General features: G+C 65.0%; 12 protein-coding genes. 5 read left to right on the plus strand and 7 right to left on the minus strand.

Annotated features, from left to right (window positions below; translation table 11 throughout):
• Nucleotides 1–4 precede the first annotated feature (4 nt).
• A complete protein-coding gene (locus AC066Y_RS24730; RefSeq protein WP_478276139.1) occupies nucleotides 5–490 on the minus strand; it encodes a tRNA (cytidine(34)-2'-O)-methyltransferase in 486 nt (161 codons plus the stop codon).
• Nucleotides 491–767: 277 nt separating this feature from the next.
• On the opposite strand from AC066Y_RS24730, the gene petA reads away from it, so the two are divergent.
• The 3 genes from petA (at nucleotide 768) to AC066Y_RS24745 (ending at nucleotide 4,284) form a co-directional block, all read left to right on the plus strand.
• Nucleotides 768–1,298, plus strand: coding sequence for a ubiquinol-cytochrome c reductase iron-sulfur subunit (gene petA, locus AC066Y_RS24735; RefSeq protein ID WP_478276140.1), 531 nt, complete (start codon nucleotides 768–770; stop codon nucleotides 1,296–1,298).
• Between the two features lie 72 nt (nucleotides 1,299–1,370).
• Nucleotides 1,371–3,443: a cytochrome c1 gene (locus AC066Y_RS24740; protein ID WP_478276141.1), complete on the plus strand. Its 2,073-nt coding sequence runs from the start codon at nucleotides 1,371–1,373 to the stop codon at nucleotides 3,441–3,443.
• A 166-nt stretch (nucleotides 3,444–3,609) separates the two neighbouring features.
• Nucleotides 3,610–4,284 (plus strand): dienelactone hydrolase family protein, encoded by a 675-nt coding sequence (locus AC066Y_RS24745; protein ID WP_092126885.1) that lies wholly within the window; start codon nucleotides 3,610–3,612, stop codon nucleotides 4,282–4,284.
• Between the two features lie 145 nt (nucleotides 4,285–4,429).
• On the opposite strand, the gene AC066Y_RS24750 is transcribed toward AC066Y_RS24745, so the two are convergent.
• On the minus strand, nucleotides 4,430–5,428 hold the full coding sequence (locus AC066Y_RS24750) for a VOC family protein (protein ID WP_478276142.1): 999 nt from the start codon (nucleotides 5,426–5,428) through the stop codon (nucleotides 4,430–4,432).
• 342 nt (nucleotides 5,429–5,770) lie between these two features.
• On the opposite strand from AC066Y_RS24750, the gene AC066Y_RS24755 reads away from it, so the two are divergent.
• Both AC066Y_RS24755 and AC066Y_RS24760 read left to right on the plus strand, forming a co-directional pair.
• A complete protein-coding gene (locus AC066Y_RS24755; protein WP_478276143.1) occupies nucleotides 5,771–7,936 on the plus strand; it encodes an anthranilate synthase component I in 2,166 nt (721 codons plus the stop codon).
• Between the two features lie 114 nt (nucleotides 7,937–8,050).
• A complete protein-coding gene (locus AC066Y_RS24760) occupies nucleotides 8,051–8,590 on the plus strand; it encodes an adenine phosphoribosyltransferase (protein ID WP_092124551.1) in 540 nt (179 codons plus the stop codon).
• Nucleotides 8,591–8,765: 175 nt separating this feature from the next.
• On the opposite strand, the gene AC066Y_RS24765 is transcribed toward AC066Y_RS24760, so the two are convergent.
• The 5 genes from AC066Y_RS24765 to AC066Y_RS24785 form a co-directional block, all read right to left on the minus strand.
• Nucleotides 8,766–9,434: a P-loop NTPase family protein gene (locus AC066Y_RS24765; protein ID WP_478276144.1), complete on the minus strand. Its 669-nt coding sequence runs from the start codon at nucleotides 9,432–9,434 to the stop codon at nucleotides 8,766–8,768.
• Between the two features lie 129 nt (nucleotides 9,435–9,563).
• On the minus strand, nucleotides 9,564–10,307 hold the full coding sequence (locus AC066Y_RS24770; protein ID WP_212315557.1) for a P-loop NTPase family protein: 744 nt from the start codon (nucleotides 10,305–10,307) through the stop codon (nucleotides 9,564–9,566).
• A 163-nt stretch (nucleotides 10,308–10,470) separates the two neighbouring features.
• The gene (locus AC066Y_RS24775) at nucleotides 10,471–11,739 is read right to left on the minus strand and encodes a M48 family metallopeptidase (RefSeq protein WP_478276145.1); all 1,269 of its coding nucleotides are present in this window, start codon (nucleotides 11,737–11,739) and stop codon (nucleotides 10,471–10,473) included.
• A 34-nt stretch (nucleotides 11,740–11,773) separates the two neighbouring features.
• On the minus strand, nucleotides 11,774–12,334 hold the full coding sequence (locus AC066Y_RS24780) for a LemA family protein (protein WP_478276146.1): 561 nt from the start codon (nucleotides 12,332–12,334) through the stop codon (nucleotides 11,774–11,776).
• A 142-nt stretch (nucleotides 12,335–12,476) separates the two neighbouring features.
• The gene (locus tag AC066Y_RS24785) at nucleotides 12,477–13,442 is read right to left on the minus strand and encodes a small ribosomal subunit Rsm22 family protein (RefSeq protein ID WP_478276147.1); all 966 of its coding nucleotides are present in this window, start codon (nucleotides 13,440–13,442) and stop codon (nucleotides 12,477–12,479) included.
• Between the last annotated feature and the right edge of the window lie 133 nt (nucleotides 13,443–13,575).

The following is a 13,575-nucleotide window of genomic DNA, read 5'->3' on the forward strand; positions in this document are numbered from 1 at the left end:
TCCCTTAAGTTACCGAACCGGCAGTTCCTGAACCGGCAAGTCCTGAATTCGTCTGCCGCAGCGCTTCTCCGACTGCCATGGCCGCGGTGACCGCCACATTGAGCGAGCGCAGGGACGGCTTGATCGGAATCAGCAGCCGCGCATCCGCGGCGGCCACGACCGCCTCGGTCACCCCTGCCGTTTCGCGCCCGAAGAGCAGGACATCGGAGGCCATATACGCGAAATCAAGGTAGGATTTCGCCGCCTTGGTCGTGAACAGGACCAGCCGGCATCCGGCCTCGGACCGCCATTCCTCGAATTTCGACCATGAGTCGTGACGCTTCAACCGCACATGGTCGAGATAGTCCATACCCGCCCTGCGGAAATTCCGGTCCGAGGTGTCGAACCCTGCCGGTTCGATGATATGGGCTGCCACGTCCAGGCAGGCGCAGAGGCGCAGAATCGTCCCTGTATTCTGGGGGATGTCGGGCTGGAACAGCGCGATCTGCATGGTGCGGGCGGCCTGTGAAATCCGGATGAAATTGTCTCAATAAAACATCGCTCGGCGCGGATTTCGTGCATTGCACGTGTGCGAGCCGATAGCGGGCTTGCGCTCGTCCGGCAAGGGTGCCAATAGAACGATTCTGGACTGCTGTTCCGCCATTTGGGGTGGGGAATAGCAGTTTTCTGCCGCCGCGGGGGCCGCGGGCGCCGGCAGCCTTTCTTGGGGCGCGTTCTGCGTCTCCGGGGCGGTTCCACCGGCTGCAGAAAAGAAAGGGCTAGGAATCGTGACGACAGCGTCTTCGGCGGACCATCCGACACGCCGTGATTTTCTCTTTGTTGCAACCGGAGCTGCCGCCGTCGTCGGCGCAGCCGCGACCGTTTGGCCGCTGGTTGCCCAGATGAACCCGGATGCCGCGACGATCGCGGCCGGCGCGCCGATCCAGGTCGATCTGACGCCGATCGCCGAGGGCCAGGACATCAAGGTCTTCTGGCGCGGCAAGCCGATCTACATCAGCCATCGCACCAAGAAGCAGATCCAGGAAGCCCAGAGCGTGGCGCTCTCGAGCCTGCCCGATCCGCAGCCCGACTCGGCCCGCGTCAAGGCAGGCCATGACCAGTGGCTGGTCGTGATCGGCATCTGCACGCATCTCGGCTGTATCCCGATCGCCCATGAGGGCAATTACGACGGCTTCTTCTGCCCCTGCCACGGCTCGCAGTACGACTCCTCCGGTCGTATTCGCCAGGGGCCGGCGCCCGCCAACCTGGCGGTGCCGCCCTACGCCTTCCTTTCCGACACCAAAATCCAGATCGGCTAAGTCCCGGACCCTCCGGGACTTCGGCTTCCCCTTGGACCCATCGCGTCGTTTTTCTTCTTCAGGATCGCATCAATGAGCGGACCATCTGATTTTCAACCGAGCAACCCCGCCTTGAAGTGGATCGAACGGCGCCTTCCGATCTTCGGCCTCGTCCACTCCTCGTTCGTGGCCTATCCGACGCCGCGCAACCTGAACTACTGGTGGACTTTCGGCGCCATCCTTTCGATGATGCTGGCGCTGCAGATCCTGACCGGCGTGATCCTGGCGATGCACTACACGCCGCACGCCGATCTCGCCTTCAAGTCGGTCGAACTGATCGTCCGCGACGTCAACTACGGCTGGCTGCTGCGCAACATGCATGCCTGCGGCGCGTCGATGTTCTTCTTCGCGGTCTACATCCACATGTTCCGCGGCATGTATTACGGGTCGTTCAAGGAGCCGCGCGAGGTGCTGTGGATCCTCGGCGTCATCATCTACCTCCTGATGATGGCGACCGGCTTCATGGGCTATGTGCTGCCGTGGGGTCAGATGAGCTTCTGGGGCGCCACCGTCATCACCAATTTGTTCTCGGCCGTGCCGTATTTCGGCGAGAGCATCGTGACCCTGCTGTGGGGCGGCTATTCGGTCGGCAACCCGACGCTGAACCGCTTCTTCTCGCTGCACTATCTGCTGCCGTTCGTGATCGCCGGCGTGGTCGTGCTGCACGTCTGGGCGCTGCATGTCGCGGGTCAGAACAACCCGGCCGGCGTCGAAGCGAAGACCGAGAAGGACACCGTGCCGTTCACGCCCTATGCGACGATCAAGGACGCGTTCGGCGTGTCGTGCTTCCTGATCTTCTTCGCCTGGTTCATCTTCTACATGCCGAACTACCTCGGCGACGCCGACAACTACATCCCGGCGAATCCCGGCGTGACCCCGGCGCACATCGTGCCTGAATGGTACTATCTGCCGTTCTACGCGATCCTGCGCTCGATCCCGAACAAGCTCGCCGGCGTCGTGGCGATGTTCTCGGCGATCATCATCCTGTGCTTCCTGCCCTGGCTCGACAGCGCACGGACCCGGTCGTCGAAGTATCGTCCGCTGGCCAAGCAGTTCTTCTGGATCTTCGTGGTGGTCTGCATCCTGCTCGGCTATCTCGGCTCGCAGCCGCCGGAAGGCATCTATGTAATCGCCGGGCGCATCCTGACGGTGTGCTACTTCGCCTACTTCCTGATCGTGCTGCCGCTGCTCGCCCGCATCGAGACGCCGCGCCCGGTGCCGAACTCGATCGCCGACGACGTGCTGGCGAAGAGCAAGGGCAGGGCCGCGACCGCAGCCTCGGTGATGCTCGCGATGGTGGTGGCTGGCAGCCTGCTCGTCGGCGGCACCCAGAACGCCAAGGCGGAGGAGGGTGGCAATGCGCCGCCGGCCCAGAAATGGTCCTTTTCGGGTTGGTTCGGCACCTATGACCGCGGCTCGCTGCAGCGTGGCCTGAAGGTCTACAAGGAAGTCTGCTCGGCTTGCCACGGCCTGTCCTACGTCGCGTTCCGCAACCTCGCCGATGCCGGCGGCCCCGGCTATTCCGAGGCGCAGGCGGCTGCGTTCGCGTCCGAGTACAAGATCAAGGATGGCCCAAACGACCAGGGCGAGATGTTCGAGCGTCCGGGCCGCCCGGCGGATTACTTCCCGTCGCCGTTCCCGAATGAGCAGGCCGCGCGCGCGGCCAATGGCGGCGCGGCGCCGCCGGACCTCTCGCTGATCACCAAGGCGCGGTCCTACAAGCGCGGCTTCCCGCAATTCGTGATCGACTTCTTCACCACCTATCAGGAGCAGGGACCCGACTACGTCGACGCCATCCTGCAGGGTTTTGAGGACAAGGCGCCGGCCGGTGTCACGATTCCGGAAGGCTCGTACTACAACAAGTACTTCCCCGGCCACGCCATCAAGATGCCGAAGCCGCTGTCCGACGGTCAGGTGACCTTCGACGATGGTTCGCCGGCGACGGTTGCGCAGTATGCGCATGACGTCACCACCTTCCTGATGTGGGCCGCCGAGCCGCACATGGAAGAGCGCAAGCGGATCGGCATGCAGGTGTTCTTCTTCCTGGTCGTGTTCGCGATCTTGATGTACTTCACCAAGCGCAAGGTCTGGGCCGACGCTCACTGACCTCAGGTATGGTATCGCGCGTTTGAAAAAGCCCCTTCGGGGGCTTTTTTGTTTGCTCCCGTCATTGCGAGCCGTTGGCCCGCAATGACGGCTAATTGATTGCTTCCTGGCTGTAGTGCGGACAAAATGCCGGCCAATCGGCCGGCAAACATTGCGGAGGAACTCCATGGGTACCAGCATCAACTTCAAGCGTCCGGACGGCAAGGAAGCGTCGGGCTATCTCGCCAACGCCGCGCGCGGCAACGCGCCCGGGGTCGTCGTGATCCAGGAATGGTGGGGGCTGCAGGACCAGATCAAGGGAATGTGCGACCGCTTCGCGCGGGCCGGTTTCGATGCGCTGGCGCCCGATCTCTACAAGGGCAAGGTGGTGCCGTATCACGACACCGACGCGGCCGGCAAAGAGATGAACTCGCTCGACTTCATGGACGCCACCACGCAGACGGTGCGCGGCGCCGCGCAATATCTTGGCAAGAACGGCGCCAAGGTCGGCCTGACCGGCTTCTGCCTCGGCGGCGCGGTGACCATCATCGGCGCTACCAAGATCCCGGAGCTGACCGCCGGCGTGGTGTTCTACGGCATTCCGCCGGAGCAGGCGGCCAAGCCGGCCGACGTGAGAATTCCACTCCAGGGCCATTTCGCCACCAAGGACGACTGGTGCACGCCGGCACTGGTCGATGGTTTTGAGAAGGCGATGAGGGCCGCCGGCAAATCGCTGGAGCTGTACCGCTATGACGCCGAGCACGGTTTCGGCAACGAGCAGCGCCTGTCGGTGCACGACCGCCAGTGTGCGGAACTGGCCTGGGACCGGGCGACGGACTTCTTCAGGAAGCATCTGGGGTAAGCGGCGTTCGCGATCACCATCCGTCGTCCCGGCGAGGGCCGGGACCTATACGCTGCGGCCGCGGCAATGGGCACGCTGGTAGTCATCTCGCCAATAACCACGCCCTGTGGTTATGGGTCCCTGCTTTCGCAGGGACGATGGAGAACTAGTTCTCCGCCTTCACCCCATCCCACCACGGGCAGGTCCCCGACATCAGCTTGAAATTGCCTTCCAGCACCTGCACCGGGGCGCGCTTGCCTTCCGAGGCAGCGCGCATCCGCATCTCGCGCGCGACGGCGCGGTCCTCCGGCGATAGCCAGACGCGCTCGTGGCCCCACAGGCTCGGGCCGTCATGCATCTCGAACGGCGTCCAGTTCGCGGGATCGATCTCGCGGCCGCCCCAGCCGCACTCGACCATGAAGGCTGACGGCGACTTGGCGTAGAACGATGTCATCAGATCGTTGGTGTGGCGGCCGAGCGTGACGTTGACCCGGTCTTCCTTCATCGCGATGTCGTAGGCTTGGCCGACATCGTCGAGCGAGAACAGCTCGACCATCAGATGGTGCATGCCGTTGCTGCCGGTCTCGATCAGCGCGAGCGAGTGATGGCGCGCATTGACGTGGAAGAAATAGGCGCGGAACGGTTTTTCGATGTAGTCGCTGAGGCCGAAGCCGAGCACGTCGACATAGAAGCTCATGACGGGTGCGATGTTCTCGACGGTCAGCACCGCGTGGCCGAGCCCGAGCGCGCCGGTGCGAAAGCCGGAAATGGATCGTCCCGGCCGGAACGGCGTGTCGTCGATCTCGGGGCCATGAAACGCCTCCAGACGGTTGCCGGCCGGGTCCTGGAACGAGATCAGGCCGCGGACCCGCCTGCTATCTGCGAGCGCCGGCGGCTCGGCGGTCACGGCGACGCCGGCGCGCTCCAGCCGCGCCGCCAGCGCGTCCAGCGCCGCGGCATCCGCCACCTCCCAGCCGAAGAACCTTGTCCCGTCGCCCTGCGCGCGGTCGATCACGATGCGCTGCTTGCGGTCGTCCATCCGGAAGGCGAGCAGCGCGTTGCCGCGCTCGATCGCTTGCAGCCCGACCAGGCCGGTGCCGAACTGCCGCCAGTCGTCGAGCGCGTCGGAGCCGAAGCCGGCATATCCGAGACCCAAAATCGCCATCTGCGCCTCCATCATCTGTCTGTTTTTTGGGCGGCCGACCGGCCGCCATTTCGTCAAATCCTACGCGGTTTCCGGTCCCTTCAAACCCCGAAAATGCCGTCCACGCGGGCGTCCAGGATTGGGGGAGGGGTGTCGGGCCATCCCTTGACACGGCCCGCGCCGGGTGGTGAGTAGCGGCCATGAGCACCGTTGCCAGTCCATCCCGTCGTTGGTGGCCCACCTTCTCATAGGTGGCCGGTGCGTTTTCATTTCTCAAAAACGTCGAAGGTCGCCATCGCAGTGCGACGGTCCCTTCGTTTGTCCTGTGTGGCGCTCTCTTCCCAAGTTTCGTAAGAGGATCACATGAACAGGACAGTCTTCTCCCTGCCGGCTCGAAGCGAATACCTCACCAATGGCGGCCTCGCGGTCGCGCGCGTGGTCGAGCAGTTCACCGGTGGCGCCAATCGCCTCGACGACCTGATCGCGCTCTTGGACCGCCGCCGCGGCGTGGTGCTGTCCTCGGGCACGACAGTGCCGGGCCGCTATGAGAGCTTTGACCTCGGCTTTGCCGATCCGCCGCTGGTGCTGGAGACCTCGGGCACCGATTTCTCGTTGCAGGCACTGAACCCGCGCGGCGAGGTGCTGATCGCCTTCCTCGGCGACGTGCTGCGCGAGCCCTGCGTCGTGATCACGGAGCGCAGTGCAACGCGGCTCGCCGGTCATATCATCCGCGGCGCCGCGCCGGTCGAGGAAGACCAGCGCACCCGCCGCGCCAGCGTGATGTCGCTGGTACGCGACATGGTGGCGGCGTTCACCTCCAATGCCGATCCGCTGCTCGGCCTGTTCGGCGCCTTCGCCTATGATCTCGTGTTCCAGATCGAGGATCTCGTGCAGAAGCGTGCCCGCGAGGCCGACCAGCGCGACATCGTGCTTTACGTGCCGGACCGCCTGTTGGCCTATGACCGCGCCACCGGCCGCGGCGTGGCGCTGAATTACGAGTTCTCCTGGAAGGGCAAATCGACCGCCGGCCAGTCGCACGAGACCGCGCCGAGCGTTTACGCCAAGACCGGGCGGCAGGGCTTTGCCGATCACGCCCCGGGCGAATACCAGGCGACCGTTGAAGTGGCGCGCGCGGCGTTCGCCCGCGGTGATCTGTTCGAGGCAGTACCAGGGCAGCTGTTTGCCGAGCCCTGCGAGCGTTCGCCGGCGGAGGTGTTCCAGCGGCTCTGCCGCATCAATCCGTCGCCCTATGGCGCGCTGATGAATCTCGGCGACGGCGAATTCCTGGTCTCCGCGTCGCCCGAGATGTTCGTGCGCTCCGACGGCCGCCGGGTCGAGACCTGCCCGATCTCGGGCACCATCGCGCGCGGCTCGGACTCGATCGGCGATGCCGAGCAGATCCGCAAGCTGTTGAACTCGGAGAAGGACGAGTTCGAGCTCAACATGTGCACCGACGTCGACCGCAACGACAAGGCGCGCGTCTGCGTTCCCGGCACCATCAAGGTGCTGGCGCGGCGGCAGATCGAGACCTACTCAAAGCTGTTTCATACCGTCGATCACGTCGAGGGCATGCTGCGGCCGGGCTTCGATTCGCTCGACGCCTTCCTCACCCATGCCTGGGCCGTGACGGTGACCGGCGCGCCGAAATTGTGGGCGATGCAGTTCGTCGAGGATCATGAGCGGTCGCCGCGGCGCTGGTACGCCGGCGCGATCGGCTGCGTCAATTTCGACGGCAGCATCAACACCGGCCTCACCATCCGCACCATCCGCATGAAGGACGGTCTCGCCGAGGTGCGCGTCGGCGCCACCTGTCTATTCGACTCGGATCCGGCCGCCGAGGACCGCGAATGCCAGGTCAAGGCCGCGGCGTTGTTCCAGGCGCTGCGCGGCGATCCGCCGAAGCCGCTGTCGGATTTCGCGCCTGACGCCACCGGCTCGGGCAAGAACGTGCTCTTGATCGATCACGACGACAGTTTTGTACACATGCTGGCCGATTACTTCCGCCAGGTCGGCGCCAACGTCACCGTGGTCCGGCACATCCATGCCCAGGACATGCTGAAGCAGCGCGGATGGGACTTGCTGGTGCTGTCGCCCGGGCCGGGTCGCCCGGAGGATTTCGGCATCGCGAAAACCATCGACACCGCGCTCGAGAAGAAGCTGCCGATTTTCGGCGTCTGCCTCGGCGTGCAGGCGATCGGCGAATATTTCGGCGGCCAGCTCGGCCAGCTCGGCCAGCCCGCGCATGGCCGGCCGTCGCGCGTCCAGGTGCGCGGCGGCAGGCTGATGCACAACCTGCCGAATGAGATCGTGATCGGCCGCTATCACTCGCTCTATGTCGAGCGCGACAGCGTGCCCGAGGTGCTGGCGGTGACCGCGACCACCGAAGACGGCGTCGCGATGGTGATCGAGCACAAGACCCTGCCGGTCGGCGGCGTGCAATTCCATCCGGAATCGCTGATGTCGCTCGGCAACGAGGTGGGCCTGCGCATTGTCGAGAATGCATTCCGGCTTAACCCGGGGGCAAATTGATTTGGACCGTCATTGCGAGCGCAGCGAAGCAATCCACACCCCCTCCGCGGAGAGGTGGATTGCTTCGTCGCTTGCGCTCCTCGCAATGACGATGCGGAAAAAGGCGAGAGACCAATGACCTTCGACCACGACATCAAGGCGACCGTTCGCACCATCACGGACTACCCGAAGAAGGGCATCCTGTTCCGCGACATCACGACGCTGCTCGCCGATGCCCGCGCCTTCCGCCGCGCGGTCGATGAGCTGGTGCATCCCTGGGCGGGGGCGAAGGTCGACAAGGTCGCGGGCATCGAGGCGCGCGGCTTCATCCTTGGCGGCGCGGTGGCGCATCAGCTCTCCGCCGGCTTCGTGCCGATCCGCAAGAAGGGCAAGCTGCCGCACACCACGGTGCGGATCGCCTACTCGCTGGAATACGGCATCGACGAGATGGAGATGCATGCCGACGCCGTGCAGCCCGGCGAGCGCGTGATCCTGGTCGACGATCTGATTGCGACCGGCGGCACCGCGGAGGGCGCGGTGAAGCTGCTGCGGCAGATCGGCGCCAATGTGGTCGCCGCCTGCTTCATCATCGACCTGCCCGACCTCGGCGGCGCCGCCAAGCTGCGCGCGATGGACGTTCCGGTGCGCACGCTGATGGCGTTCGAGGGGCATTAGGCCACTCTCTCCAACTCGTCGTCCCTGCGAAAGCAGGGACCCACAACCACAGGGTATCGTTATGACGCTGCGCCGGGGCCACAGCCGCGCGTCATCGCGTTAGGGGTCCCGGCTCGCGCGAAGCCCGTCATCGGGCGCGCGTTCGCGCGACCCGTTGGCTTGGCCGGGACGACAGTCATCCCCGCAGCAGCAGCATGCTCAGCTCGAGATCGCGGAACGTGGTGTAGTTCTTCCGGATCCACTGATGCAGCTCGGTCGATGAGTCCCTCTCCTGGCGCAGATAGCCGGTGAAGGAGAAGGTCAGCCGGTCGATATAGGTCTTGAGGAATACCGGCAGGGCGCGGAAGCGCAGCACCCGGCTGGCGGTCATGATGGGCGGGAGCTCGCCGCGCACCACGAACTCGTTGTCGATGACGACGAGCGCGTTCGGCGGGATCATGCCCTGCAGCGTCTGGTAGCCGTGCACCGAGGCGCGGTCGGTATCCGCCACATACAGGATCACAGGCGAGACGCGGCGGCGCAGCGCCTCCTTCATCAGCCCGATCTGGTCGACCATTTTGAAGAATTCGTCGAAGGCGTGGTAGCCGAGGTCGATCACCTTGGCGATGCCGTCATTGACGATGACGCGGTCCATCAGCTGCATCTTGCCGTAGGTGTCGATCACGTCGGCGGTTTCGGTGATCCGCGGCAGATAGTCGAGCAGCGACGGCTCCTTCAGATTGATGTCGTAGCAGACGACGTCGCCGTTCTTGAGCAGCAGGAATTCGCCGAGCAGCCGCGCGATCAGCGTCTTGCCGACCTGCGGGCGGGGCGAGCAGATGATGTAAACGGGCGTGGACGACATCGCCCGCTATATCAGGCCAAATTTTCGCCCAATCCAGCCCCATCGCCGCCCCCCGGCGCGATTTTTTTCGCTGCCCCCGGGCGCGACCTTTCGCTGCCCGGCGGGACTTTTCGCTGCCTTTGCGCGCGACTATTTTTCGCCCTTGGCCGACTTGGCGCCGACCAGGTCGGTCAGCTTGATCCGGTCGAACTCGCTCCAGACATTGGCGAGCCAGTGCCGGACATAGCCGCGCAGCACGAAGGAGTAGTTGGCGGCGTCGTCGTTGATGCCCTTGTTAGCGACGAATTTCAGGAAAGGAACCGAGGAGACCTCGACCTGCTCGTAGGCCATTTCGTTGAGCTTCGGGATGGTGAGGTCCACGGCATCCTTGATGCGGTGGAAGTAGGAATTGTAGGTCGCCTGATCCCATTGGAAGAACTGGGTGTCGTTGATGAAGTTCTTCACCAGGAAGTACTTCGCGCCGTTCATGAAGTTGGCGGTCTCGGCGATCTCGTCCAGCGAGGCGATCGACGGGCCGAGGATGTGGAACACGGCGAAGGTGATCTGGCCGGAGCGCGCCGCATCGAGGAAGCCGATGTCGCGCAGCGAGGCCAGCGCGGGCGACAGCAGGCCGGCGCGGACGTCGATCACGGTGACCGAGGAACCGGCGTTCAGCGTATCGAAGATCTTCATCTGGTCCGCGGTCGTCGTCATGTCGACGATCTCGGTGATGTCGGGATGGAAGCGCTTCAGCGTGCCGCGCGGTGACTCGGTGTCGAACGCCCGGGTCTGCACATTGTTGGCACTGAAATAGTCCAGGAGCGTCCGCGAGACGGTGGTCTTGCCGACCCCGCCCTTGTCAGCGCCCACCACGATCACAACCGGCTTTGCCATGGAAGTCCCTTAAAGCGCGCTCCCGACCGCGATGGCGATCGGCAAGTCCCCACACTGCTTTGGGCGCGAACATGGCAGAAACGAGGGAGAATTCAATTCCTTAAGGTGCCCATGACCGGCTTGGTGGGGATTTCCTTAATGGACTGAGTGGTCTAGGGCACGATCAGCGGTGCCGGCCCCAGGGGCCTTGAAGCGGGCCTTGAAGCGGGCCTTGCAGAGGACCCAGCGGTCCCAATGGTCCCTGTGCGGGGCTGGTGCCCGGGAGCGGCGGCGGATTGTTCGGTTGTGCAGGCGGCGTGTCGCCCCACGGGCCGTGGGTGACAGGCGGAGGCTGGTCGCCCGCCGCGGACGGCTGGTCCTGCGTTCCCGTCGCGTCCGATGTCTCATCCGGCAGCGCCAACGGTCCGGGATCGTGGCCGCCGGCGTATTTCACCAGGGCATCGACCCGGGACTTCACCGACGGATGGGTGGCAAACAGGTCGGCAAAACCCTCGCGCGGATTGTCGACGCAGAGTTCCATCACCGCCGAGGTGGCGCCCGGCAACTCGCCGCGGTTCTCGATCTTGCGCAGCGCCGAGATCATCGCATCGGGATTCTTGGTCAATTCGACCGAGCCGGCATCGGCGAGGAATTCGCGCGATCGCGACAGCGCGAGCTTGACCACCTGCGACAGCAGCCAGGCCAGCACGATCAGCGCGACCGCGATGATGATGACGACGATCGCGCCGCCGCCCGAGCCCTTGCTGTCGCGGTCCGACGAGGATGATGACGATGAGGAGGATGACGACGACGACCAGCCGCCTCCGCTGCGGCTGCCGCCGCTCCACGACAGATTTGTGAACAGGCGGAAGAACAGCTCGCCGAAGAAGCCGACCACGCCGGCGATGATCACGGCGACCACCATCAGCTGCACGTCGCCGTTCTTGATGTGGGTGAGCTCGTGGCCGAGCACGGCCTCGATCTCTTGGTCGTTCAGTGCCCTCAACAAGCCCGTGGTGACCGTGACGGCGTATTGCCGCGGGTTCAGCCCGGTCGCGAACGCGTTCAGCGCCGGGCTGTCCATCACCTTCAGCTTCGGCATCGGGATGCCGCGCGAGATGCAGAGGTTTTCCAGCAGATTGTAGAGCCGCGGCTGCTGCTGGCGCGTCACGCTTTCGCCGCCGGTAACGGCGTCGATCATCTTCTGGTGGAAGAAATAGGCGATCACGATCCAGGCCACCGCCGCGATCGTCACCCATGGGAAGGCCGAGACCAGATCGCGCGAGGCATGAGCCAGATAATAATCGGCCGTGCGGCCGCTATCGGTCATGACCTCCGCGACCAGCGCGCCGGCATAGACCAGCACGTAGATCAGCAGGAACAGGCCGGCGAGCAACAGCATCGAACGAAACTTGTTCGATGCGATGTGCGTGTAGAGACCATAGGCGGCCATGACGGAGCAGCCTCTCGCCGGCGCGCGTTGCGCCTCAGAACTTCACGCTCGGTGCCGCCTCGACCTCCGTGCGGCCGGCGCCGAGGTCGAAGAAATCCTTGCGGGTGAAGCCGAACATGCCGGCGAACAGTGCGGCCGGCATCTGCTGGATGCCGGTGTTGTATTCCTGGACCGCGTTGTTGAAGAAGCGGCGGCTGGCGGCGATCTTGTTCTCGAGATCGGAAAGCTCGGAGGCGAGCTGCTGGAAATTGGCGTTGGCCTTGAGGTCCGGATAGGCCTCGGACAGCGCGATCAGCCGGCCGAGCGCGCCGGAAAGCTGGTTTTCCGCCGCCGAGACCTGCGCCGGTCCCTGCGCCGAGATCGCCGAGTTGCGCGCCTTGATGACGTCGTCGAGCGTGCCGCGCTCGTGGGCGGCATAGCCCTTCACGGTCTCGACCAGGTTCGGGATCAGGTCGTGGCGCTGCTTGAGCTGCACATCGATATCGGCAAAGGCCTGGCTGACCCGCTGGCCGAGCGCGACGAGGCGATTGTAGGCGCCGAACGCAAACAGCATGAGAAGGACGATGACGCCGATAACGATCCAGCTGGTCGACATGACAGGGCAGCTCCTGATGGACGAGACGGCGGCACCGTAGCCCAAGATGGGGGCGCAGGGCAGCCCGCCGCGAAAAGGTGGGCAATCGTTGGTCGGAACAGAACCAAGATTGGTTCAACATTCGCCGGGACGACGCAAATAGCTAAACCGCATCGCCCCAGCGCCAGCGCCGGGCGCGGGCGTAATCGGCCTTGGCGCGGCGGGGCACCTTGGCGACGACGACGCCGTCCGGCGTACAGAGCTTGGCCGCAACCTCGACCTTGCCGACATCCGGCTGCGCCAGCACGCGCGATGGCCTTCTCTCAACCCGCGCGCGGCTCAGCGCGACATAGGCGAAGCGCTCGTCCTCGAACGGGGCATCGGCGCCCTTGACCTGCTTGTGCGCGCGCGAGCGTTGCAGGCGCTGCGAGAAATGGCACCAGTCGGGCGCGACCAGCGGGCAGCCGCCGTCATGCGGGCAGGGGGCTATGACATGCGCGCCGGCGGCGATCAGGCGGGCGCGCAATGCGATGATCCGCGCATAGCCCGCGGGCGTGCCGGGTTCGACGACCAATAACGTATCGCCGGTTTTGGACCACAGCGCATCGGCCAGTGCCGAGCGCTCGTTTTCGCCGAGCTCGCCGATCATGTAGCTGGCGACGACGAGATCGGCCGGGTCGGCCTTGTCCAGCAGGGCGCGAGCCTGGCCGAGTTCATAGTTGATGTCGTGCAGGCGTGTGGTGCCGTGAAACAGCCCCTCGGCGAGCGTTCGCAACGCGCCGTTGGCATCGAGCAGGGTGAAGCCCTTTAGCGACGTGAACGTCTCCGCGGCCGCCCAGGTCGCGGTCCCGGGGCCGGCGCCGACATCGAGCAGGCTCGCCGGCGCGAAGTCCGGCCGGATCTCCGTCAGCGCATTGAGGCTCGCCACCACGGCGGCATAGGTCGCCGGCATCCGCGCCAGCGCGTAGGCCAGCGCATCGGTTTCGGTCCGGATCGTCCCGGAGCCGCCGCCCTCGCGATAGGTCTGCGAGATCACGACGGCGCGGCCGGCGGCGTCGCTGCGCGAGCGGCCTTCGAGCCTGGCGTTGAGGGCGGCGCGCAGTTCGGCGGGGAGATCGGGTGAAGTCATGGTTCGCCGTCATCCTTGTAAGTCTCGAATCGCCGGATCGGCTAGAATGGCCGGCGCGGTGACGGACGGGAGACCGCTTCATCCCAGGGCATCGAAGCCCGAACCTCAGCGCGGCGCCCCGTCCGTTGTTCCA

The organism is Bradyrhizobium sp. USDA3010 (assembly GCF_056429065.1).